17 protein-coding genes and 2 pseudogenes are annotated in these 24,399 nt (G+C 62.1%); 13 read left to right on the forward strand and 6 right to left on the reverse strand.

Annotation, left to right across the window (positions count from 1 at the left end; all coding sequences use genetic code 11):
• Nucleotides 1-22 precede the first annotated feature (22 nt).
• From tssC to AB4N42_RS20260, 9 genes and pseudogenes are all read left to right on the forward strand, one after another.
• On the forward strand, nucleotides 23-1,504 hold the full coding sequence (gene tssC / locus AB4N42_RS20220; RefSeq protein ID WP_407683505.1) for a type VI secretion system contractile sheath large subunit: 1,482 nt from the start codon (nucleotides 23-25) through the stop codon (nucleotides 1,502-1,504).
• A 205-nt stretch (nucleotides 1,505-1,709) separates the two neighbouring features.
• The gene (locus tag AB4N42_RS20225; RefSeq protein WP_030142661.1) at nucleotides 1,710-2,207 is read left to right on the forward strand and encodes an Hcp family type VI secretion system effector; all 498 of its coding nucleotides are present in this window, start codon (nucleotides 1,710-1,712) and stop codon (nucleotides 2,205-2,207) included.
• Between the two features lie 12 nt (nucleotides 2,208-2,219).
• Nucleotides 2,220-2,664, forward strand: a pseudogene (gene tssE / locus AB4N42_RS20230) (type VI secretion system baseplate subunit TssE).
• Nucleotides 2,648-4,438 (forward strand): type VI secretion system baseplate subunit TssF, encoded by a 1,791-nt coding sequence (gene tssF, locus AB4N42_RS20235; RefSeq protein ID WP_198797465.1) that lies wholly within the window; start codon nucleotides 2,648-2,650, stop codon nucleotides 4,436-4,438. The pseudogene tssE and the gene tssF overlap by 17 nt, the downstream one beginning before the upstream one ends.
• On the forward strand, nucleotides 4,402-5,427 hold the full coding sequence (gene tssG / locus AB4N42_RS20240; RefSeq protein WP_460115227.1) for a type VI secretion system baseplate subunit TssG: 1,026 nt from the start codon (nucleotides 4,402-4,404) through the stop codon (nucleotides 5,425-5,427). The genes tssF and tssG overlap by 37 nt, the downstream gene beginning before the upstream one ends.
• 1 nt (nucleotide 5,428) lies before the next feature.
• Nucleotides 5,429-7,972 (forward strand): type VI secretion system ATPase TssH, encoded by a 2,544-nt coding sequence (gene tssH / locus AB4N42_RS20245; protein WP_431145637.1) that lies wholly within the window; start codon nucleotides 5,429-5,431, stop codon nucleotides 7,970-7,972.
• A gap of 51 nt (nucleotides 7,973-8,023) precedes the next feature.
• On the forward strand, nucleotides 8,024-9,067 hold the full coding sequence (locus tag AB4N42_RS20250) for a LirA/MavJ family T4SS effector (protein WP_080628638.1): 1,044 nt from the start codon (nucleotides 8,024-8,026) through the stop codon (nucleotides 9,065-9,067).
• A gap of 48 nt (nucleotides 9,068-9,115) precedes the next feature.
• Complete coding sequence (locus AB4N42_RS20255) at nucleotides 9,116-11,125, forward strand: type VI secretion system Vgr family protein (RefSeq protein ID WP_030142667.1); 2,010 nt, start codon at nucleotides 9,116-9,118, stop codon at nucleotides 11,123-11,125.
• 12 nt (nucleotides 11,126-11,137) lie between these two features.
• Nucleotides 11,138-11,680 (forward strand): toxin-antitoxin system YwqK family antitoxin, encoded by a 543-nt coding sequence (locus AB4N42_RS20260; RefSeq protein ID WP_030142668.1) that lies wholly within the window; start codon nucleotides 11,138-11,140, stop codon nucleotides 11,678-11,680.
• Between the two features lie 142 nt (nucleotides 11,681-11,822).
• Here the strand turns inward: AB4N42_RS20260 and AB4N42_RS20265 are convergent, their stop codons facing one another.
• Nucleotides 11,823-12,218, reverse strand: coding sequence for a DUF4280 domain-containing protein (locus AB4N42_RS20265; RefSeq protein WP_030142669.1), 396 nt, complete (start codon nucleotides 12,216-12,218; stop codon nucleotides 11,823-11,825).
• Nucleotides 12,219-12,416: 198 nt separating this feature from the next.
• On the opposite strand from AB4N42_RS20265, the gene AB4N42_RS20270 reads away from it, so the two are divergent.
• From AB4N42_RS20270 to AB4N42_RS20280, 3 genes and pseudogenes are all read left to right on the forward strand, one after another.
• Nucleotides 12,417-13,484 (forward strand): phosphotransferase family protein, encoded by a 1,068-nt coding sequence (locus AB4N42_RS20270; protein ID WP_258650617.1) that lies wholly within the window; start codon nucleotides 12,417-12,419, stop codon nucleotides 13,482-13,484.
• Between the two features lie 24 nt (nucleotides 13,485-13,508).
• Complete coding sequence (locus AB4N42_RS20275; protein ID WP_003180553.1) at nucleotides 13,509-14,276, forward strand: SDR family oxidoreductase; 768 nt, start codon at nucleotides 13,509-13,511, stop codon at nucleotides 14,274-14,276.
• 220 nt (nucleotides 14,277-14,496) lie between these two features.
• Nucleotides 14,497-15,610: pseudogene (locus AB4N42_RS20280) on the forward strand (Gfo/Idh/MocA family protein).
• Between the two features lie 159 nt (nucleotides 15,611-15,769).
• Here the strand turns inward: AB4N42_RS20280 and AB4N42_RS20285 are convergent.
• Together AB4N42_RS20285 and AB4N42_RS20290 are read right to left on the reverse strand one after the other, a co-directional pair.
• Nucleotides 15,770-17,200, reverse strand: coding sequence for an FAD/NAD(P)-binding protein (locus tag AB4N42_RS20285; RefSeq protein WP_460115228.1), 1,431 nt, complete (start codon nucleotides 17,198-17,200; stop codon nucleotides 15,770-15,772).
• Between the two features lie 676 nt (nucleotides 17,201-17,876).
• Nucleotides 17,877-18,440 (reverse strand): helix-turn-helix domain-containing protein, encoded by a 564-nt coding sequence (locus AB4N42_RS20290; RefSeq protein WP_018612737.1) that lies wholly within the window; start codon nucleotides 18,438-18,440, stop codon nucleotides 17,877-17,879.
• A 12-nt stretch (nucleotides 18,441-18,452) separates the two neighbouring features.
• On the opposite strand from AB4N42_RS20290, the gene AB4N42_RS20295 reads away from it, so the two are divergent.
• Entirely contained in the window at nucleotides 18,453-19,457 is a 1,005-nt protein-coding gene (locus AB4N42_RS20295; protein WP_033864571.1) for a DMT family transporter, read from the forward strand.
• Between the two features lie 26 nt (nucleotides 19,458-19,483).
• Here the strand turns inward: AB4N42_RS20295 and AB4N42_RS20300 are convergent, their stop codons facing one another.
• The 3 genes from AB4N42_RS20300 to AB4N42_RS20310 form a co-directional block, all read right to left on the reverse strand.
• On the reverse strand, nucleotides 19,484-21,322 hold the full coding sequence (locus tag AB4N42_RS20300) for a bacteriocin immunity protein (protein ID WP_460115229.1): 1,839 nt from the start codon (nucleotides 21,320-21,322) through the stop codon (nucleotides 19,484-19,486).
• An 84-nt stretch (nucleotides 21,323-21,406) separates the two neighbouring features.
• On the reverse strand, nucleotides 21,407-21,682 hold the full coding sequence (locus AB4N42_RS20305) for a bacteriocin immunity protein (protein ID WP_258650610.1): 276 nt from the start codon (nucleotides 21,680-21,682) through the stop codon (nucleotides 21,407-21,409).
• A 5-nt stretch (nucleotides 21,683-21,687) separates the two neighbouring features.
• On the reverse strand, nucleotides 21,688-24,258 hold the full coding sequence (locus AB4N42_RS20310; protein ID WP_460115230.1) for an S-type pyocin domain-containing protein: 2,571 nt from the start codon (nucleotides 24,256-24,258) through the stop codon (nucleotides 21,688-21,690).
• Between the last annotated feature and the right edge of the window lie 141 nt (nucleotides 24,259-24,399).

The following is a 24,399-nucleotide window of genomic DNA, read 5'->3' on the forward strand; positions in this document are numbered from 1 at the left end:
CTCATTCAAGGGAGATAAAGCCATGCCTGCTTCATCCAGCGCTCAAACCAGCGAGAGCACGACCCAGACCCTGTCCCTGTTGGACAAGATCATCGCCGAAGGCCGCATGGCCCACGACGACAGCCAGCAAGACTACGCCCGCGACATGCTGGCCGAATTCGCCACCCAGGTCCTCGACGAAGGCATGGCCATCGACAAAGACACCGTGGCCATGATCAACGACCGCATCAGTCAGATCGACGAGTTGATCAGCGCCCAACTCAACGAAGTCCTGCACCACCCCGACCTGCAGAAACTCGAAGCCTCCTGGCGCGGCCTGCACCTGCTGGTGCGGAACACCGAAACCAGCACCCGCCTTAAATTGCGCCTGCTCAACGTCACCCAGAAAGAACTGCAGAACGACTTGGAAAAAGCCGTCGAATTCGACCAGAGCGCCTTGTTCAAGAAAATCTACGAAGAAGAATACGGCACCTTCGGCGGGCACCCGTTCAGCTTGCTGGTGGGCGACTACACCTTCGGCCGGCACCCGCAGGACATCGGCCTGTTGGAAAAACTCTCGAACGTCGCCGCCGCCGCGCACGCGCCGTTCATTGCCGCCGCCAGCCCACGTTTGTTCGACATGACCAGCTTCACCGAACTGGCGATCCCCCGAGACCTGTCGAAAATCTTCGAAAGCCAGGAGCTGATCAAGTGGCGCGCCTTCCGTGAAAGTGAAGACTCGCGCTACGTGTCCCTGGTGCTGCCGCACTTCCTGCTGCGCCTGCCATACGGCCCGGACACGCTGCCGGTGGAGGGCATCAACTACGTCGAGGACGTCAACGGCACCGACCACAGCAAATACCTGTGGGGCAACGCTGCCTGGACCCTGGCGCAACGCATCACCGAAGCCTTCGCAAAATATGGCTGGTGCGCGGCCATTCGCGGAGCCGAGGGCGGTGGCGCGGTCGAAGGCCTGCCGGCCCATACCTTCCGCACCAGTTCCGGGGATCTGTCGCTCAAATGCCCGACCGAAGTGGCGATCACCGACCGTCGTGAAAAGGAACTCAACGACCTGGGCTTCATCTCCCTGTGCCACAAGAAAAACAGCGACGTGGCGGTGTTCTTCGGCGGCCAGACCACCAACAAGGCCAAGCTCTACAACACCAACGAGGCCAACGCCAATGCGCGAATCTCGGCGATGTTGCCGTACGTGCTGGCGGCCTCGCGTTTCGCCCATTACCTGAAGGTGATCATGCGCGACAAGGTCGGCAGTTTCATGACCCGCGACAATGTGCAGACGTACCTCAACAACTGGATCGCCGACTACGTGCTGATCAACGACAACGCGCCGCAAGAGATCAAGGCGCAGTACCCGTTGCGCGAAGCCCGGGTGGACGTGACGGAGGTGGCGGGCAAGCCAGGCGCCTACAAGGCCACTGTGTTCTTGCGGCCGCACTTCCAACTGGAGGAGTTGACTGCCTCGATCCGTTTGGTGGCGACGCTGCCGCCGCCCGTCGCTGCCTGACCAATAAAACCTGTGGCGAGAACGCTCGTTGTGGCGAGGGAATTTATCCCCGTTGGGCTGCGCAGCAGCCCCCTAAGCGGTCAACTCAATCTGCCTGACACACCGGGTTGTCAGGTTTAGGGCCGCTTCGCGCCCCAACGGGGATAAATCCCCTCGCCACAGGTTTTGCGTTGAACAACCCACTCGAATTCAGGAGTTCCACACAATGGATGCAATCATTCTCGACCTCGGCGGCGACATCAAGGGCGACAGCCTGCTGGAGGGTTTCACGGACAAGATCGAGGTCATGTCCTACAGCCATAACGTGGCCATGCAGGTCACCAACGACGTCAGCAACTCGGAGCGTACCTCTGGCCGGCCGCACATCGGCGAATTCACCCTGACCAAATTCGTCGACAGCTCCACCCCGTCGCTCAATGAGTATTGCTGCGCCGGCAAGCCGATCCCGCAAGCCGTCGTCACCGTCGGCCGCAACGCCGCCGAGGGCAGCGGCAAACTCATGCCGTTCATCATCTACACCCTGACCAACGTCGTGCTGTCCAACGTCAGTGTCAGCGGCGGCACCGGTGGCAAACCGGTGGAAACCCTGTCGCTGAACTTCACCAAGATCAAATGGGAGCTCACCGCGCAAAAAGACGACGGCACCAAGGAAGGCACGGCAGGCACGACCTGGGACCTGGCCGCCAACAAAATGACCAAGTAAGGAGCCGCGCCCATGGCAGGCTTCGGGCTGCGCCCGCCCCTGTTCGAACGCCTGGCCAGCCTGGCGGACGACAGCGGGCGGGCGTTCGACCGGCAGGCATTGCAAGACTCGGTGCATGCCGAACTGTCGCGCCTGTTCAATACCCGCCGCGGCCCACGGGCGCTGACCGAGCCACCGAGCATCCTCGACTACGGCATCGCCGACTGGACCGCGCTGCAACAGCAGCGCAGCGATGACCGTCGCCAACTGACCCGGGAGATCCGCCAGGCCATCACCCACTTCGAACCGCGCCTGCGCCTGGGCGAGGTCGAGGTCTGCCCGGTGCCGGGCCATCCGAAGCAACTGTGCATACGGCTGCTGGGCGAGCTGCGGGGCGACCTGCATGCCTGGCCCGTGGCCTTTGTCATCGAGCACGCCTGACGACGGCCTTGAGGTGCGCCATGAGCGACTCGATTGACCCGCAACTGTTGGACTATTACCAACGCGAACTGACCTGGTTGCGGCATGCCGGGAGCCTGTTCGCCGAGCGCTACCCCAAGGTCGCCCGGCGCCTGGAGTTGTCCCCCGGCGAATGCCCCGATCCGCATGTCGAGCGCCTGCTGGAGGGTTTCGCCCTGTTGGCTGCACGCTTGCAACGCCGGCTGGACGACGACTACGCCGAATTCAGTGATGCCCTGCTCGAACAGCTTTATCCGTTGGCCATGCGACCCCTGCCGTCGTGCGCCATCGTGCAGTTCGAGCCCGACCCCAGCAAAGGCAATTTGAACGAGGGCTACCCCCTGCCCCGCGACACGCCGTTGTTCGTCACGACGGACAAAGGCCAGAGCATTCATTTTCGGACCACCGCCGCCGTGCATTTGTGGCCGGTGGAAATCAGCGAGGCATTGCTGCTGGGCAGCGACGAAACCCAGGCGCTGACCGGAGTGGTCCGGGGCCGCTCGGCCTTGCGCCTGGAGCTGCGGTGCCTGGGCGAAAGCCAGTGGTCGACACTGGGAATCGACTCGCTGCGGGTACACCTGGCAGCGTCACCGATCATCAACGCCGGGCTGTGCGATTTGCTGGGCGCGCACGCCATCGAGGTCCTGGCTGGTGCGCCGGGCAGCGCGCCGGAGTCGCTGACAGGCTTGCCACAGATCGTCGGCTTCGCCAGTGACCAGGTCTTGCTGCCGGATGAAGACGGCGTGCATCCTGGCATGCGTCTGCTGGCCGAGTACTTTGCCTTCCCGGATAAATTCGGCTTCTTCGACCTGCCACTGGCCGGTGCCACCAGCGACGGCCCGTCGTTGTACCTGTACATCGTTTTCGACCGCCCTCCCACCAGCCGCCTGCCACTCCAGGCCAGCGACATCGCCCTGGGCTGCACGCCCGTGATCAACCTGTTTCCCAGGACTTCCGAGCCGCTGCGCCCGGATGGCACTCGCAGCGAGTACCGGCTGGTGGCCGACAGTCATCGGGAAAACAGCGTCGAGATCCACAGCATCCGTGGCATGCGCGCCATGTCCAGCCAGGGCGTGCGCAAAGTGCCGGCCTATTACGGCAGCCAGCATGGCAGCGACCAAACCTGCTATTGGCATGCACGACGGGTCAGTGGCATGAGCCCGAACCGATTGGGCACCGACTTGATGGTCAGCCTGGTGGACACCCAGTTCGACCCGCTGGCCGAAACCCGCGACTACAGCCTCACCGCCGAACTGCTGTGCACCAATCGCCACCTGGCCCAGAGCCTGCCGGCCGGCACCCCGCTGGGTTTCGAGCGTCCGGGGCCGGTGGCCTGGGCGCGCCTGCGCAACCCACCCAGCCCGCAAAGCCTGCCGCGCCTGGACGGTGAATCGCGCTGGCGGCTGGTGTCGCAACTGACCCTCAATCATCTGTCACTGGTTGAAGGCCCCCAGGCACTGGACGCACTGCGGGAGATTCTTCAATTGCACAACCTGCGGGACGAGGCCAGCGCCCATCGCCAGATCGAAGGGGTATCGGGGCTGAGTTGCGAGCGGGTCATCGCCCACGTCGGCGAAGACGCCTGGCGCGGCTGGCGCAACGGCCTGGAGGTGCGCCTGCAACTGGATCCGCAACACTTCGTCGGCAGCAGCGCGGTGCTGTTTTCCGGGGTGCTGGCGCAGTTCTTTTCCCTTTACGCCACCGCCAATCGCTTCGTGCGCACCGTGCTGGTCCAGTCCGACAAGGAGGTGAAGACATGGCAACCCCAAGCCGGCAAACCCCTGGTGCTCTGAACCTGAGCGAGCGACTGCGGCGCGACCCGCAACGCTTCGAATGGCTCCAGGCCTTGCTGTTGCTCGAACGTGAACATCCCCAGGCCGAGCCCCTGGGCAGCGGCACCGCGCCGCACGCCGAAGCCTTGCGTCTGCGCGGGCCGTTGACGCCGCTGTTCGCCGCCAGTGAAGTCGAGAGTCTGAGCCAGGAACCCGGCCTGCCGCCAACCCTGGCCACGCCGATCTTCGGCCTCGGCGGCCCCGACGGCCCGTTGCCCTACGCCTACCAGGAATGGCTGCAACAACGGGCACGGGCGAAGGATCATGCCCCGGCGGAATTCCTCGACCTGTTCCAGCACCGCCTGCTCAGCCTGCTCTACAAAGTGATGCGCAAACACCGCATCGCCCTGGGGTTCACGACCCCAGGCGCGTCCGCCGTACAGGCGCAAATGCGCGCCTTGACCGGCCTGCTGCCCAAGGCCATGCAGGAACGCCAGGCAGCCCCCGACTCGGCCGTGCTGGCCTGCACCGCGCTGTATGGCGACGGTCGGCGTTCCCTGGCAGGGTTTGCGGCGATTGTCCGTGAACAGTTCGGCTTGCCCGTCGAGCTGAACGCCTATGAAGGTGGTTGGCGTGAAATTCCGCTGGCCAGCCGCAGCCGCTTGCAACCGGGCGGACGCAACCTGCGCCTGGGCCGCGACGCAGTGGCCGGCATCCGGGTCTGGGACGAACATGCCGGCGTGCGCCTGACGCTGGGGCCGCTGAGCGCGACCCAGGCCAACGGCTTGCTGCCCAACGGCGAAACCCATCCGCTGCTCGCCAGCCTTTATGCGCTGTATTTCGGCCCTGACCTGGATTGCACCCTGGTGCTGCTGGTCCGTGGTGCCGGGCCGCTGCAACTGGGCCGCCAGGCAGCGCCACGGTTGAACTGGAACGGCGGCCTGCAACGCCAGCCGAGCCTGGCCATGCAACGCATCGAAACCCGCCTTCGTCAGCTGGAGATTGCCTGAAATGGAACTGGCCAGCCTGATCGGACGCCTCAACCCGGACAATCGCCGAGCCCTGGAAAGGGCCGCGCAACGTTGCCTGCAACGCAGCCACCACTACGTGGAAATCGAACACCTGCTGTTGGAATTGCTGGACATCGAAGGCGGTGACTTCGCCTGCCTGTTGCCGCGCTTCGGTCTTGAACGTGATGCGGTGGCGGCGGAAACCAACAAGGCGCTGGACTTGTTCAAATCCGGCAGCACCCGCACGCCTGCCCTGTCGGCGCAAACCATCGGCCTGTTGGAAGATGCCGTGGTCCAGGCCAGCGTGTTGGGCCTGGACAGCATCCGCTCCGGGCTTTTACTGCTGGCACTGCTGGACCGTGATGAGCGCCGCAGCCTGCTGCTCAACAGCGCCTCGTCCCTGCTGCGCATCCCCCGCGATGCCCTGCGCACCCACCTATTGGAATGGACCGAAAGCTCCCGTGAGCATGTCGCTGGCATGCGCCCGGCCAAACCCGGCGAGCCTCCCCAGAAACAGGACCCGGTCCTGGACCAGTACACCCAGGACCTGACCGCCGACGCCCTGGCCGGGCGCATCGACCCCATCGTCGGCCGCGACGGCGAGATCCGCCAATGCATCGACATCCTGCTCCGACGTCGGCAGAACAACCCGATCCTGGTGGGCGCGCCGGGTGTCGGCAAGACCGCCGTGGTGGAGGGCCTGGCCCTGCGCATCGCTGCCGGGGATGTGCCGCCGTCGTTGCAGGAAGTCACGTTGCGGGTCCTCGACCTCGGCCTGTTGCAAGCCGGCGCGGGCGTCAAGGGCGAGTTCGAACAGCGCCTCAAGGGCGTGATCGATGCGGTCCGCAGCGCGGAAAAACCGATCATCCTGTTCATCGACGAAGCCCATACGCTGATTGGCGCGGGCGGTGCCGAGGGTGGCAGCGACGCGGCCAATTTGCTCAAGCCAGCCTTGGCCCGGGGCGAGTTGCGCACCCTGGCCGCCACAACCTGGCTGGAGTACAAGAAGTACTTCGAGAAAGACCCGGCCCTGGCCCGCCGCTTCCAGTTGGTCCAGGTCGAAGAGCCGGACGAGCTCACCGCCGTTGAAATGCTCCGTGGCGTGGCGAGCAAACTGGAACAGCACCACGGCGTGCAGGTGCTGGACGCAGCCATCCATGAGGCAGTGAAGCTGTCCCACCGCTATATCTCCGGGCGCCAGTTGCCGGACAAAGCCATCAGCGTGCTGGACACCGCCTGCGCCCGGGTCGCCCTCGGCCAGCACGACGTACCGCCGCCGCTGGAAAGCCTGCGCCATCGGCAGAACAGCCTCAAGGATGAAGTCGAACGCCTGCGCCGGGAACAGGCCACCGGACTGGACCATCGCGAGCGCATCACCCTGCTGGAGGGCGAGTCGGCCAGCAACGTGCAGGCCATCCGCGAACTGGAAACCCGTTGGGGCGAAGAACGCGAGGCCGTGCGCGAACTGCTCGACACCCGCCGCGAACTGCTCGCCTTGAGCGAGCGCGCCGACAGTGAAAAAGCCGACACCGAGATTGATAACCGAATCGACCACCTGGCCGCCGAACTGCTGCGCCTGGAGGCCGGCCTCGATGCCATTCGCCAGGACGACCCGCTGGTGCCCGAACAGGTGGACAGCAAGACCGTCGCCGCGGTGATCGCCGGCTGGACCGGCATCCCGGTCGGCAAGATGCTCGCCGACGAAGCCCACGCCGTGCGCACCCTCGGCCAACGCATGGGCCAGCGAGTCATGGGCCAGGGCACCGCGCTGAACACCATCGCCCAACGCCTGCAAGCCTACCGCGCCGGCCTCACCGACCCGCAGAAACCGGTCGGCGTGTTTTTGTTGGTGGGTCCCACCGGCGTGGGCAAGACCGAAACCGCCTACGCCCTGGCCGATGCCTTGTACGGCGGTGAACGCAACCTGATCAGCATCAACCTCTCGGAGTACCAGGAAGCCCACACCGTCAGCCAACTCAAGGGCGCCCCGCCCGGCTACGTCGGCTATGGCAGCGGCGGCGTGCTCACCGAAGCGGTGCGGCGCAAGCCCTATTCCGTGGTGCTACTGGATGAAATCGAAAAGGCCCACCCGGACGTGCTCGAAGCCTTCTACAACGTTTTCGACAAAGGCCTGATGGAAGACGGCACCGGCCTGGTGGTGGACTTCAAGAACACGGTGATGCTCGCCACCAGCAACGTCGGTGCCGAACTGCTGCTGGATACGCCGGTCGCGCAGTTGGGCAGCGATGCCTTCAACGAAGCGTTGCACAAGGTGTTGCTGCAAGCGTTCCGTCCGGCGTTTTTGGCGCGGATGACGGTGGTGGCGTACCGGCCGCTGGATGAAGCGACGCTGGAAGGGATCGTGCTGGCGAAGCTGGAGAAATTGCGCGGGCGCTACAAGGCCGCGACGGGCAAGCAGTTCGAGTTCGACGCCGGGATCGTCAAGGCGGTATTGGCCAAGTGCAGCGCCGCCGGGGCGCGGGATGTCGAGAACGTGCTGATGACGCAGGTGACGGGGAAGTTGGCGGAGTGGGTGTTGGAGTAAGGATCGACAAAAAACGGTTTGCAAATAACCCAAAGGGCATAGAGGGAACGCATGATGGCCAACACAGTATTTGCTAACGCGGCAGAAGCCGAAGTCAGTTTAAGAGCCAACAACTTTCGCTTTACCAAATTCGCAAACGGCGAGCGTAAAACGGCTCCGGCGCCGCTGGATGATGCTCTTTTCTATACTGCCTACTCACATATCGCGGCTTTCCTTTGCAATGACCTTCATTTCCAAACCAGTCTGACCGAGGTCTCTGCAAAGATCTGGGAGCATTATCGAAGACTAACCCCGATGACGCCGAACAAGTTTACCCGGGCAATGGGGCTGGTCGCCGCCCAGTATGGATTTCAGTACCACGAAGGTTTACGTAACGATACCTCGGAGCGAGGGCTGCCCATCGCCGTGCGCCTGATTGGGGGCGATCGTTTCCTTGGCCAACTGCTACGCGCCAGTCTGTTCTGGAAAGACAGTATGGATGGCCGACATGGCGAACATACCCACAGCCTGCAATGGCTGGCCATTGCCAACGGTCTATTGGGCACAGTGGCGGAGATCCCACGCCTGTATAGCTACACCGCCGATTATCGAGCACCTTCGCAAAGCGATAAACCGGGTAAGCCGTCCCTGTTTCTCTGGCAATGGCTGGCGGATTGCTTTCCAACTGACTTGAATGGATATGCCACCGAGAAGTTCATTAACGATGAAACCCTCGAATCGCAAAGCTACCGGGCGCCGCAAGTCATCAGTGATTACTTGTTCGGGAGACATCCCAGGACCGAACAGCCGATTCCAGGGCATTTTGTTTCCAATTATCTATTTCACCGTTATAGAAATCGGGAATGGCTGCAGACCAAGGAACAGTTCAACGCCGCCAGCGGAGAAAACGAGACAGTCATCACGAAGTGGTTTACCGGTTCCATACAGACTGATGCCAAAGCTAGCGCGCCGGCTCATCGGTGGGGGCCAGCATACAAAAATGACGCGCGCCTAGTTCGTAATGCCGCAGCGGAAATAGACAAATTAAAAGAAAAAAAGCCACAGGCCATCAATAGTTTTTTTCATGGGAAGTCGGGAAAGCTCTGGTTTGGTTAGTTAAATATCGTCTAGCCAGGAATCTAGTCTATGCCTTGAGGCTGCTCCATGCCCCGTACCGTCGACATCAACACCACCCTATCCCTCACCGCCAGCTCGCTGTCGGCGCTCTACCCTGACTCATTGTCCGGCGAAGAGCGCCTCAACGCGCTGGGCTCGCACATCCTCAACGGTCTCAACGACGGCGCCTCGCTTGACCTCACCACGGCTGTCGCCAGCCATGTGACCACCACGTTGCACAAGGACGCCTTGCTGCGCCCGCTGGATTGGCTGGTAGCCGAGATCCGCCAACTGCCAGCCGACGCCACCGCCGAGCGATATCAACTCCTGCTGCGTCCATGGCTCTGGTGGTTGAGCCTGGCCAGCAACAATCGGGTGTTCCAGAACCTCGCCACGTCGGACATCGTCACCACGATTTTCAAGGCCCACGGCTTCACGGACTTCCAGCTCAAGCTCACCGGCAGCTACGCACCCCGTGAGTACTGCGTGCAATACGGCGAAACCGACCTGGCCTTCGTGTCGCGCCTGCTGGAAGAGGACGGGATTTTCTGGTTCTTCAGCCATGAAGACGGCAAGCACACCCTGGTCCTGGCCGACAGCAACGACGCCTTCGCGCCCATCCCCAATGGGCCGACGGTGAATTATCTCGGGCAGAAACTGGGGGAACGCGAGCTGCACGGCATCCGCTCAGGCCAGGTCTGCCTGCAAGCGGTGGCCGGGGTTTACCAGGCCACCGATTATGAGTTCACCACGCCGACAACATCGCTCTTCAGCCAGGCCGAAGCCGTGGCCGGGCCGAGTTCGATGTACGAACATCCGGGCAGCTATACCGCCAAGGCCCAGGGCGACGCGTTGACCAAACAGCGGGTGGACGGCCTGCGCAGCCAAGAGAAACGCTTCGTCGGCGAAAGCGATTGTCGCTGGCTGGTGCCGGGCTATTGGTTCACCCTCGCCGGTCATGAAGATGCGACGTTGAATATCGATTGGCTGGTGACGGCGGTCAGCCATGAGGCCAGCCACGACAGCTACCGCAACCGCTTCGAAGCGATCCCCAAGGCCACCGCCTACCGACCGGCTCGCATCACGCCCAAACCGCGCATGCACACCCAGACGGCGCTGGTGGTGGGCAAGGCCGGCGAAGAAATCTGGACAGACGAATATGGCCGGATCAAATTGCAGTTCCCCTGGGATCGCACCGGCAAGAACGACGAGGCCTCCTCCTGCTGGGTGCGCGTGGTCCTGCCCTGGAGTGGCAAGGGCTTTGGCATGCAATTCGTACCGCGTATCGGCCAGGAAGTCATCGTCACCTTCATCGACGGCGACCCGGACCGCCCCTTGGTCACCGGTTGCGTCTACAACGGCGACAATGCCCTGCCCTACGCGCTCCCAGCGAACCAGACCCAGTCCGGGATCAAGACGAACTCGTCCAAGGGCGGTGGCGGTTTCAACGAGCTGCGGTTTGAAGACAAGAAGGACGCCGAAGAGGTGTTTCTCCAGGCGCAAAAGGACTTCAACATCAACGTGCTCAACGACACCACCGCCACCGTCGGCCACGATGAAACCCTCACGGTGCAGAACGCCCGAACTCGCACGGTGAAGGACGGCGACGAAACCGTCACGCTGGAGAAAGGCAAGCGCAGCGTGACCATCCAGACCGGCAGCGACAGCCTCGACGTGAAGGACACCCGCACCGTGACCGTGGGCTCGGACCAGACCCACAGCACTGGCGGCAACTACGATCACAAGGTCACCGGCAATTACAGCCTGACGGTGGATGGCAACCTGACCATCAAGGTCAGCGGCACCCTCACCCTGCAAAGCGGCGGCAGCTTCGCCATCAAGAGCGGCGCGGACCTGGCCGCCCAGGCCAGCACGTCCATCAGCCAGAAGGCCGGCACCGCCTTGAGCAACCAGGCGGGGACATCCTTGGAAAACAAGGCCGGCACCACCCTGACCAACGACGCCGGCATCAGCCTGGTGAACAAGGCCGCCGCCGAACAGACCGTGGACGGTGGCGGCATGCTGACCATCAAGGGCGGCCTGGTGAAGGTCAACTGAGGAAGCGCGGCCATGGCCTCGAAGAAACTGGACGTGGAACGTGACGACAGCCAACTGAAGGGGCAACTGATCGATGGCAAGCTCGACGGCCCGTTGCAAATTGAAGAAGCACAGCGCCCGCAAGCGACACTCAACTACAGCCAGGGTGAACTGGAAGGCACCAGCACGTTGTATCACCCCAATGGCAAGGTCTCGGCCGTATTGCCGTTCGTGAAGGGCAAACTGCACGGCGTGGCGAGCTTCCATGCGGCCGAGGGCGGCTTGCAACGCCAGGCCACGTACCGCCGTGGGTTGTTGCACGGTGAGGCGAGCAACTACTTTCCAGACGGGCAACTGGCCGAGGCCGAGTTCTATCGCGACGGCGTGCGTGACGGTCATTATCGGCGCCTGCACCCCAACGGCAGCCCGGCAGTAGAAGCCCGTTACCTCAACGGCCAACTGCTGGAACCGGCCCAGGCCTATGCCGAAGACGGCCGGCCATTGGATGCCGGGGGCAAGCCGATCTCCCGGGTGCGCTGGTGGTTCAGGCGCTGGAATGATCCGGCGCAGGCATAACGATTGTCTTGCCTCTCCCCCTGTGGGAGCGAGCTTGCTCGCGATGACGCCAACACATCCAACATCACCACCCACTGACCCACCACTATCGCGAGCAAGCTCGCTCCCACAGGGGGCGGTGCAATGCCTGCAAGATTGCCGATCAGGGGATGAGCATCTGCACCTGCCCTGGCACGACGATCTTGATCACCCCGGCCCAGGTACACATCAAGGTGCTGTTGGCATCGATGGCCGGCATGTTGCCGAGCAACAGGGTCGGGGCGCCGCCGGGGATCCATGGGGCCGCGGTGGCCGGGATGCAGGGCATGGGGGTCAGCACGCCGAGTGCCGCCGCGGTGGCGGCGGCCACGGTCGGGTTCGCCAAGCTCTGGCACATACCGAACGTGGTGACGTTCACCAAGGGTATGTGATCCATGATATTCGCCGCCGGCATTCCGCCGGTCAGCAGGCGATTGACCGGGAGCACATTGAGCACCGCCGGGGCTGCGCCGAAGCTGCATTGCAAGGTCGCGGTGCCACAGACTTGCGGGCATCCCATCGCGGTTGCTCCTTTGAAAGCGACAGACTCCAAAACCTTAGCTCGCCCCTACCCGACGCGCACGGCGCGATGCATCAAGCCCGCTGATTATCCAGCAACACGCTAACCTATAAGACCCCGGCGTGCTTGTGACGCCTCCCACGCGCCATTAGATTAGCCAATGATCGATGGCCTCCAAAATAAGCAGAAGGGATAAGCATGGCAGTGACTGATCAGTCCACCCACGTGCGCGACGGTGAAGAACTCGATGCCAACCTGATCGACCCGTACCTCAAGGCCCACATTCCTGGCTTGACCGGTACGCCGGTGATCAGCCAGTTTCCCGGTGGCGCGTCGAACCTGACGTACCTGCTGGAATACCGCGAGCAGGAGTTCGTCCTGCGCCGGCCACCGTTCGGCCACAAGGCCAAGTCGGCCCACGACATGGGCCGTGAGTTCCGCATCCTCAATCAACTGCGCGAAGGTTTCCCGTACTGCCCCAAAGCCTACGTGCACTGCACCGACGAGTCGGTGATGGGCGCCGAGTTCTACGTGATGGAACGGGTCAAGGGCATCATCCTGCGCGCCGAGCTGCCGCCGGAACTGGGCTTCGACGCCGCCCGCACCGAAGCACTGTGCAAGAGCTTCATCGACCGGCTCGTCGAGCTGCACCGCGTCGACTACAACGCCTGTGGCCTGGCTGACCTGGGCAAGCCCGAAGGCTACGTGGCGCGGCAGATCCGTGGCTGGAGCGAGCGCTACGAAAAAGCCCTGACCCCCGATGCGCCCAAGTGGGAGGCGGTCAAGGCCTGGCTCAACGACAAAATGCCCGCCGATCATCCGACATCAAGCATCGTCCACAACGACTACCGCTTCGACAATGTCATCCTCGACCCGGACAACCCGATGCAGATCATCGGTGTGCTGGATTGGGAACTGACCACCCTCGGCGATCCGCTGATGGACCTGGGCAACAGCCTGGCCTACTGGATCGAGGCCAACGACCCGGCACCGGTGCAACTGATGCGCCGTCAGCCAAGCCACGCGCCGGGCATGCTGACCCGCCGCGAATTCGTCGATTACTACGCCGAGCGCGCCGGAATCCGCATCGACAACTTCGACTTCTACTACACCTACGGACTGTTCCGCCTGGCCGGTATTGTCCAACAGATCTACTACCGCTTCTTCCATGGCCAGACCCAGGACAAACGCTTCGCGCAGTTCGTTCAGATGAACAAACTGCTGGAGCAGATGAGCCTGCAGGTCATCAGCAAATCCACGCTCTGAGCGCACCTATAACAAGGAAACAGCATGTCCAAGACCCAGTTGTTCGACCTCGACGGTAAAATCGCTTTCGTTTCCGGCGCCAGCCGTGGCATCGGCGAAGCCATCGCCAAACTGCTGGCCCAGCAAGGCGCCCACGTGATCGTTTCGAGCCGCAAGCTCGACGGTTGCCAGCACGTCGCCGATGCGATCATCGCCGCTGGCGGCAAGGCCACCGCCATCGCCTGCCACATCGGCGAGATGGAACAGATCAGCCAAGTGTTCGCCGGTATCCGCGAGCAGTTCGGGCGCCTGGACATCCTCGTGAACAACGCCGCCACCAACCCGCAGTTCTGCAACGTGCTGGACACCGACCTGGGTGCGTTCCAGAAAACCGTCGACGTGAACATCCGCGGTTACTTCTTCATGTCGGTGGAAGCCGGCAAGCTGATGCGCGAGAACGGCGGCGGCAGCATCATCAACGTGGCGTCGATCAACGGCATCTCGCCGGGCATCTTCCAGGGCATCTACTCGGTGACCAAGGCCGCGGTGATCAACATGACCAAGGTCTTCGCCAAGGAGTGCGCGCAGTTCGGCATCCGTTGCAACGCCCTGTTGCCGGGCCTGACCGACACCAAGTTCGCCTCGGCGCTGGTGAAGAACGACGCCATCCTGAAGACCGCCCTGGCGCAAATCCCCCTCAAGCGCGTGGCCGACCCGAGCGAAATGGCCGGCGCGGTGCTGTACCTGGCCAGCGATGCGTCGAGCTACACCACGGGCGTGGCGTTGAATGTGGATGGTGGGTTCCTTTCCTGACAGTGAGCCCTGTGAAAGACCCTGTGGGAGCGAGCTTGCTCGCGATAGCGCTGCATCAGTCAGCACTTGTGTAACTGATGCAGCGCTATCGCGAGCAAGCTCGCTCCCACAGGGGATCTTCAATGCTCGCACATTGAATATTTATTCCAATATTTGCAATTAGAGAATATTTATTCCATAAAGAGCCCTTCTGACAATAAAAACTCAAAGGGCTCTTCTCATGCGTGAACTCGGCATCGGTCTGATTGGCACCGGCTTCATGGGCCGCGCCCATGCCTTGGCGTTCCATAATGCCAAGGCGGTGTTCGACCTTCCCCTGAACCTGACGCTCGCGGCCTTGGCCGACGCCGATCCGCAGCGTGCCCGCCAGTGCGCCCAGAGCTGGGGATTCGAAACGGCCCACAGCGACTGGCAACGGCTGATCGACGACCCGAAGGTTCATCTGGTCGCCATCACCACCCCCAACCACCTGCATTTCCCGATGGCCATGGCCGCGCTAGCGGCGGGCAAACCGGTGTACTGCGAAAAGCCCCTGGCGGTCTCCCTGGAACAGGCCGAGCAGATGCGCCAGGCAGCCAAGGCTGCTGGCGTGGTAACACGGGTCGGTTACAACTACCAGCACAACCCGATCATCCAGTTGGCGCGTGACATGATCCAACGCGGCGAACTGGGGCGGATCATCAGTTTCCAGGGCGAATTCAGCGAAGATTTCATGGCCGAACCGACCTCACCGTGGTCATGGCGTTGCGAAGCGAGCCATGCCGGCCGGCGCACTGGCGGACCTGGGCAGCCACTTGCTGGCCATGGCCCGGCACTTGTTGGGCGATGTCGAAGCGGTGTGCGCCGACAGCCAGACCGTGCACAACCAACGCCCTGCCAGCGTAGGCAATGCCGAACAACGCGCCATTGCGGTCGATGACCAGGTCCACGCGCTGCTGCGTTTCGCCAACGGTGCCCGGGGCACGGTGAGCAGCAGTTGGCTCAAGCATGGCTACAAGAATCACCTGAGTTTCGAGATCAGCGGCACCCTCGGCACCCTGGCGTTCGATCAGGAACGACTGAACGAACTGCGCGTCTGCCGCGCCGGCCAGCCCGGCTTCCAGCGTTTGCTGGCCGGCCCGGATCTGCCCGGCTATGCCGCGTTCAGCCCAGCCGCCGGGCACCAGTTGGGCTACAACGAATTGAAGACATTGGAAGTGCAGGAACTGATCATGGCGCTCGCCGGCGAAGGCGCCAGCGGGACGGACTTCGAAGAGGCCTGGGAAGTGGAGCGGCTGGCGGCGGCGATTCGGGTGGCGGCGCGGGAGGAGCGTTGGGTGAGGGTGAGCGAATAGTCACGGCCCGCTGCTGACCTGCTTTTGTGGCGAGGGGATTTATCCCCGTTGGGCCGCGGAGCGGCCCTGAAATATACCTGACACACCGAGGCGTCAGGTCTTAGGGGCGCTTCGCACCCCAGCGGGGATAAATCCCCTCGCCACAGGATGTGTATTGCTTCAACGCTGGGCTTGGAGTTCAGCCAACCGTGCCGCCAACGCCTTGGCCTGGCTCGCCACATCAGTCACCGCCGTGCTCTCCCACCACATCCCCCGCAATGGCGGGCCCATGGCGAACAAGCGGTCGGCCGGCTCGCCCTGGATATCCAGCACCGCGCCATCAGCGCGCGCGGCGATACCCAGTGCCAACGGCCCCGGTCGGATCAGCCCCCGCGCCAACAACTGCTGCGGCAATGGCCGGGCAACCCGACGCCAGTCATATTCAATGCCGCTGGAGTTGATCAACGCGGCGCCCTGCACCACTTCCAGTCCAGCCTCGCCCCGTCGGCGAATGTTGATTGCCATCGACCCTTCGCCAGACGATACAAGCCCCTTGTACGAAGCCGCCTGAATCCGCAGCCGCCCTTCCCCATGCAAACGCGCCACCAGTTCCGCGCTCAACGGCGGCGAGCGATGATGATGACTCTCCCACCACGGCCGCACATGCCGCACGAACTGCCGGCGCTGTACATCGCTGGCCTGATTCCACAAACGCCCGATATGGGCGCGCACCGTGTCCAGCGGCGCCTGCCAATCGATGCCCTGGGCTTGGGCCTGGCGGCATTGCTCACGCAGGGCTCGCATCAACTGGCGTGGCGAACGCAGGGTGTGATCTTCGGCGAGGAAATCCACCCAGGCCGGTGGTTGGCGGCGCACATGGGGCAGCAGGCCGTGGCGGGAAAACACTTCGATCGGCCCGCGATGCCCAGCCTGTTCCAAAGACACCACGGCATCGACCATGGTCAGCCCCGAGCCGATGATCAACATCGTGGACTGCGGATCGAGCTGGCGCATGGCGGCTACATCCCAGGGATCCAGCGCCGCCGCGTTCAAGCCGCTCGATTCAGTTTGTGGGGTTCGCGCCGCCGGAAACATGCCGGTGGCGAGCACGGCAAAGCGTCCCTGCAGGACTTGTCCATCGCCGAGTGTCACTCGTACGGCATCATCGATGACCTGCAAATCGACGGCCTCTGCGCGCACGTGCTCCGCCACCGAACCATTACGCGCGCCAAGCGCACGAGCCTCGGCCAACCGTTGTTGTGCGTAGAGGCCGAATATTCCACGGGGCGGGAACAACTCGCTGATGGGCACGTGTTGCTGATCCGACTCGGGCCAGCCTCCGGCCTTGATGAACGCGGTGAGCCATTGGGTCAAGTCATCGGCGTTGTCCGGGTCGACACTCATGCGGGCCGCGTTTCCATTCAAGGTATGGCCCAGTTCCACGGCACTGTACGCCTCGCCCCGGCCCAACTCGCTACGCGGCTCGACAATCAGCACTTCGCGCCGGCCCGGCAAGCGCAGCAATTGCGCAGCGAGCATGGCACCACTCAAGCCACCGCCGATGATCAAGACATCGGCGGAACGGGAAATCGAGGTTGGCACTTCAGTCATCGAACGCTTCCGCCGTGAAAACAGCCTGCACCCAGGTCGGTTATCGTTCGCGTCTCATGGGACCAGGGGCGCCAAGCAACGAAACGACGAGACGCTACCTTACTGCCATCGCCTGATGCTCCGGAAGCGTTCTTTGGTAGCAAACGAGTGACAGCTGTTTATAACTCGGCCAGCAGCCGATGACGGAGGGATAACCTGCGCGTTGGACTTTCAAGTCACAACGGCATATTCCCGCAACGGAGAGTCGTACAGATCATTGTTTTGGATCTGAACCACGTACTTCAACCGTACCCAACTTCCTGGCGCCAAGGAGTAGTCCCAACAAAGCATGTGCCAACACACCTCCCTCTCCTCCAGCAAGTCCTGAGTGATGACCATTGGCGAGCTGAAGAACTCGCCCAAGGGTGTATAGAGATGAAAGTTGATTCTATCCCCCGGCTCGGCGGTCCCTGGAATGGGTGCGATAACCTTGCAGTCGTCGAGAAGATCGCAAGGCACGCATCCGTTCAAGGCTCGCTTTATTCGAGGCGGTAGAAACATTGGATCTACCTGCGCAAACGCCACCCCGTCTTTGGTTTCCATCGTAAGAATTTCGGTGTATTGATCGGCTTTTGATAATAAAAAACCTGTCCACAAGCAGCTACTGTCAGATCTGACAGGTACATGCAATGGGAACTTAGATCACCACATTGCGCACAAACCGCGCCGCCACCGGACCATCGTTGCGATAGGCATGGGGCTGGTTGCTGGCAAACATGAAGAACTCACCGACGCCTATGCGGCGCTCCTCGCTGCCCAGCAGCAACGTCAGGCAGCCTTCGAATACATAAAGCTGTTCGCTCCATCCATCTGCGTCGCACTCGGAATGGTAATGCTCGCCCGGCTCCAGCCGCCATTCCCAGAGTTCTACCTCACGGCTGGCGGTGGCCTTGGCGAGCAACACAGCTTTGCTGCCCGGGATCACACCGGCCCAGACCAGTTCGTTGATTCGGCTCGGATCGCGGGCTTCGGGGGCCTGGATCAAATCGCTGAAAGCCACATCCAAGGCTTCGGCAACCCGGTCCAGCGTCGTCAAGCTGACGTTCTTTTCGCCGGCCTCGATGGCCACCAGCATCCGTCGGCTGACTCCCGACAGTTCGGCCAGCGCCGTCTGGCTGAGTTCGGCCGCATGCCGCAGACGACGGACGTTTTGGCTGACATGTTGCAGGACGGAGGCCCGTTGGCCGGATTCTTTGTGCACTATATTGCTCACATGGCTGGGTTGCGCATTATACTGCCCAACTTCGGGCGCATTGTGCGTCCGCCTCAAGTAGCGCGCAAGGTCATGGCATCGTTGAACTCCCCGCAAGCATCCTCCCGTCTCCCAAGGTTCAGCAAGGCCGAATGCGTGCTGGTGCTGATTACCATGATCTGGGGCGGGACTTTCCTGTTGGTGCAGCACGCCATGACGGTCAGCGGGCCGATGTTTTTCGTCGGCCTGCGCTTTGCCGCGGCGGCCGCGTTTGTCGCGTTGTTCTCCTGGCGGCATCTTCGCGCGCTGACGCTGTTCGAACTCAAGGCTGGATGTTTCATTGGCGTCGCGATCATGCTCGGCTACGGCCTGCAGACGGTTGGCCTGCAAACCATCCCCAGCAGCCAATCGGCGTTCATCACCGCGCTTTACGTGCCGTTCGTGCCGTTGCTGCAATGGCTGGTGCTGGGCCGGCGGCCAGGGTTGATGCCAAGCATCGGCATCATGCTGGCGTTCACGGGGCTCATGTTGTTGTCGGGCCCTGCCGGTGCATCCCTGAATTTCAGTTCCGGTGAAATCGCCACGCTGATCAGCGCCATCGCAATCGCCGCCGAAATCATTCTGATCAGTACCTACGCCGGCCAGGTCGACGTACGCCGGGTGACGGTGGTGCAACTGGCAAGCACAGCGGTGCTGGCCTTCCTGATGGTGGTGCCGACCCAGGAAGTGATCCCGAGCTTCTCCTGGCTGCTGCTGGTCAGCGCTGTAGGCCTGGGCGCCGCCAGCGCAGCGATCCAGGTGGCGATGAACTGGGCACAGAAAAGCGTCTCGCCGACCCGCGCCACGCTGATCTATGCCGGCGAACCGGTGTGGGCCGGTATCGCGGGGCGGCTGGCGGGCGAGCGGTTGCCGGCGATTGCGTTGCTCGGGGCAGGCTTGATTGTGGCGGCGGTGATTGTCAGCGAGTTGAAGACTCGGAACAAAGGTGTTGTCGAGACGGATGAGGGGCTTGAGCGCGAGGGCTGAGCCGCTCATGCCCAAGCCACCGGGTTTCAATATCGAATAATCAGGTTATCGAGATCGTAGACGCCACCGCCCTGTGTGACGTCGACGCGGTGCAGAATGCGCAGCGCACGGTTGTCTTCAGGCAACTCACTGCGGGGCGCCAAACCGCTGAGGAGCAACGCCCTGTTGTCGATATTGAATTGGGCGTTCAACGCCGGCACGGCCGCAACGGCCTTCCAGAATGCACGCTTGAACAGATCGAAACGCTCGAAGACTTGCCCGCGCAACAGGTCGGCGACCGATGCAGGGACCGAAGCGCCCTGGCTGCTCAAGGCCTGCGTTTGCCAGTCGTCAGCCTCCGCGTGCCCTTCTCCGCTCACGACACCCGGACCATCCCGATGGTCATTGAACAGCACATAGACCGGCTCCAGGCCGGAATCCGGCGGGAACACCACGACATAGTCATCGAATCGCACCTCCTCGGCGGAGTCGAACAAGGCCAATTCCGGCACCGGTGACGAGCGGGCAAAACCAGTGGAATCGAGCCTATCCGGCTTTGGCGCCACCGACGCTTCCAGGCCATCATGTAGTTCTGTCCACTCAATAACGGAAGGCTGCGGGCCATCGCTCGTGAATCGATAGGCCCTCTCGCCTTCTTGCCAAACTGCGGGCCTGACACGAACCTTCGCAGGCACCCCTCCGGCACTGGGCGTGATATAGACCTCAAAAAGCTCGCGTATCTCTTTTAGCCCATACGACAGGCTGCCATGTTTCACGGCAGCCGTCGTGGTACTCATCCGCAGCGGTAACTCCACGTTGCCATGCTGGGCGGCAAGTACCTGCCAATCGGGATCGATCAGAGCAAGTTCGGTCAACGCAACGCAGAAGCCAAAACGCACGGCCTTCGCTCGGCTGGCGAACCTGAAGCTCAGCACGCCGGCGTATTGCCCTGAATGTTCCGGCGCTCCGTCACTCAACGACCAATTGAACTCGGCGACTGCGGAACGGAGCGCCTTTTGCAGGGCCGTTCGCTGGAGGGGGACCAAAGGCTGCGCGTTACTGACCAATAGTTTCGGGCATTCCAGATTGTCGGCTGCGGGCACACGAAATAAAACGGCGCCAAGATCCGCTGCCCGCGAACGCACCAAGTGCTCCCAAGCGTTATCCAGCGCGGTTTCGGCCTTGAGATGTAGTTCAGCATGACGCTGGGAGATAAGCGCCAAACGTGCGACATAATGACTGTGGTTGGCGATGGCCTGCTGCAAATTGGCTTGCCAGATGGTCTTATCCGCCTGGTTGTGGGCGAGATTCTGCTGGGCCCAATTCTTGGCGAATTCAACGGTCATCTTATCGCGCTCAAATGTACGTACGGCCATGAGCAGCTCATGTTGAGCGTGCTCGATATGACGAATGTCTTTCTCCATAGGGCCCAGCGTCGCGTTCGGACTCTGCTCCGCCAGCGACCGGATGGCGCTCCCAAGCAGCGTGAAGGCCGATTCTATCTTCTGCTCCGCAGCGGCAATTTCCCCAGCTATCCGCCGCGCCTTGGCAAGTTCTTGCGTGGCTCTCGCCGTGGCGCGTCCAACATGGCTCAACGTGGGCGCAGGCTTGACCGGCGCGGGAAGCGCTCCGCCCTTGAACGCAATGATGTTTTTCTCGTGGTGCCAGTGTTTAACCTCATGGACAACGCCTGCCGGGGAGTTGCGGTTCGTCGTGTCCTGCGGATAAAAAAGCAGATCCGCGCCCTTGGGATGACCTACGATACGGTCAAAATGATTGATTAGTTGATCGTGCGTTTCCTTGCGCATGTCGGCGTTCCATATTTTTTCGACAAACGTTTGAAACTCGGACTCGGAGTAATCCTGGAGTTTGGGTTTAAGTTCCATCTTTGGTTTTTCCTTTTTTAAGCATGCGCCCTTGATGACGCACCTACTCGCGGGGGGATTGAGCAGGTGCGTTCCACGGCTGACTTACTCTGGTTTGAAACCAGGTTTGTTATTGCGGGCTCGCCATTCCTTGACTTCTTTCAAGATGCCGGCAGGGCTGTCTTCCTGGCCTTCCTTTGGGTAGAAGAGAACATCTGAGCCGTCGGGGTGTTCCGTAATAAGTTCGAAATGATCAACTAGCTTGTCCAGATATCTCCCCAGCTCCTCCCCTTTAAGACCACTCGTATGATGAAACAGCTCTCCGAGGAAGGATAAAAATTCCCTCTCGGTATAATCTTCCAGCGCTTTTTTAAAGATCATTACTCTTAACCCTCCCTATGGTGCTGGATGTGGCGCCTGGGCGTAAGTACACGGATGTTGTCCACATTATATACATCCCCACCTTTTGAAATTTCAATCTCATGATGGAGCTCAAATACCTTTCGCCCTCCTACTTGTTCCTTTTTTATAGCGTATGGTGACTGGCCATTTCGCATCCTATCCAAATTGATGCCGGTAAATTGCTCACCCAGCTCAACATCCACTGCCACCGCCCTCCAAAACGCCTCCCTGAACCGATGGAAATTCGCAAACGCCCTCCCCCTCAACTGATCCGCAATCCGATCAGGAATCGCCGCCCCAGTCGTTCTCGCCGCCTCCCCCAACCAAATGCCTGAAACTGGCTGCCCAAAACCGAGGGCCATCCCGGGGTCATCCCGCCGGTCATAAAACAGCGCATCCGGCGAGGGCAACTCCATATCCCCCGGGTACCCCGGAATACTCGCACCGGCCTGCACCGGATCAACAGCCGGAAACGTCTCGTTTTCCGGTAGGACGGGGACTACGGGTTTGCCGGGATATTCCTGCGGAAGCGGTGGCGTGACCGGCAGAGTGGTCGGGCCAAGCTGTTCGATGCCCGGCGGAACCAAAGGCGTTCGGGTACCGTGGCCGATGGGAGGCGCCGGCCAGGGGATGACCGCCGGGACGATGCCCGGCCTGCCATGCAGGCTGTTGGGCGTGGTAACGCTGATGCGGTCGAGGTTGAATGGGTTTTCGCCCAGCTCCGCCCGCTCCTGGTAACGCAGTTCGAATTCGCGACGCTCACCCACCCATGTGCTTTTCGGCGCATAGGGCGCAAAGCCGCGTTCGATGCGTTTCTGGTTGATCTCGTCTGTGTTTGCCCACCGCGTCGGATGCTCGGCGAGCGTGCGCCATAACGCCTGGTCGAAGGCGCTGAACGACTTGATCTCCTGCGCCCGCATCGAGTGGCCGATGGGCTCGGGGATGGCCGCGCCTTGTGCCTGGCTAGCACCGTTCCACCAATCGTTCGCTGCCGGTTTGCCAGTGCCGGTGACGATCCCCGAGCCCAACGGTGGCGCAGCGAAAGAGAAGTAGGTCGGCGGCATGCCAGGCACGCAGACGATGCAGTCCTGGATGCGCAGGTCCACGCCCACGGGCAGGGTTTGTACCTGGGGCGCCGGCAAAGTCACCCCAGGCGGGCTCGCGGGGGCAACCTGCGCAACCGTGTCGGCAGTGAATTGCAAGTGGCGTGTCGGGAAGCCGGGCACTTCAGCGTTGTACAGACCGGTCAACGGGTCGAGCACGGCGTTGATGACCGGCACCCGCGCGCCAATGCCCTCGCCAACGCTGGCGGCATGGATAGCGGTACCTTGCGCCGTGGTTTCAGGCTTGAGCCTGTAGGCCACTTCAACCGAGCCACCGGCATCGGCCGCGCGCTGCAACGCCTGGTCGTCTGCAAGGCCCAAGGCCTGCGCGGGTATCCCAACTCCTTGAAAGAGGCGCCTGCGCTGTTCCGGTGTCAGTTCAGCGTCGCCCAGCACCGGCGAATAAACCATGGCCGTGATGAAGACCGGTCCCGTGCGGGCCAGGATCCGTCCATAGGCCATGAGTTCCGCGACGCCGGCCTCGATGGATTTCTCCAGTATCGCTGCGGCTTGCTGGGCAACGAAAACCGTCTCGCGAGTCAGGACCATCCCACCTGCGGCCAGGGCTGAGGTGGGCACGCTCAGGGTATGCGCTTGCTTGAAACGCTGGTATCGAGTGCTTTCGTCAACTTGCTGCTTGAAGCGGATGCGCTCCGCCCGTTGCTCAGCGTATTGCCGCTGGCGTTCACTGACCGCGTCCCGTTCACGCCAAACGACAGTTTGCTCGGCATGGTGCCTGGCCAGGGCGTTGGATTTTTCGCTCAAGGCCTTGATTTGCTCGGAAAGCAACCGAGCTTCTTGGCCTGCGACGTAAGCCTGTTCCCAGAGTCGGTGACCGTCATCCAGCGCGGCACCGAATTGATCCAGTCGCGCGCGGTAGTCATCGACCGAACGGGACAGCGGATCCTGTCCGTCAAAGACACGGGCGGCGAGATTCTTCGCGTTGAATTCTTGGGACTTGCGGGCGATCAGCCCGTCAATCTCATTTTTTTCCTTGGTAATGGTGTAAAGCAGCCAGCGCTCGGTTGAGTTCGAGGCGGGCGGTCGTTTTGCGGCTGAGATTTCCTTTTGCAGCGCGGCGTCGAGTTGTGACCGTTTGCTCGCGAAGTTTCGATCCACCTCGGCCCGGGTGGTGGTGTGGCGCTGCACCATGGTTGCCAACGCCTGTTGACGCGCCTGCTCTTTAGCCTTCGCGGCCGCAGCGGCCTTGGCGTTTGCAGCGTCGGCCTTGGCTTTCGCAGCGGCTTTCGCTGCTTCGGCCTGGCGTTTGAGCGTCGCTTGCCGCCTCTTTGCCATCCCCTTGGCTGAACGCCTTGGGCCGCCTGTCGCGCCGACGCGGTTTCCCCCGAAGCCGCCGCCATAGCCGCCCCCGGAACCGCCGCCCGATGAAGGACGTCCCGGCCGGATGACGACAGAGCCGTCCGATCCATCTCCTGATGTTTCCTTTGCCATACAGTTCTCCTTTTCTGTATGGCGCAGCATGGCGATGGAGCGATGCCCGGGTGCGGTACATAGGTACCGCACCCGGATTCCGTTTTTGGGCTAAGAGCGCTTCGATATCCGCGACCAATCCCCACAGCCCGCCACTGACCG

Source organism: Pseudomonas sp. H2_D02, from assembly GCF_054677635.1.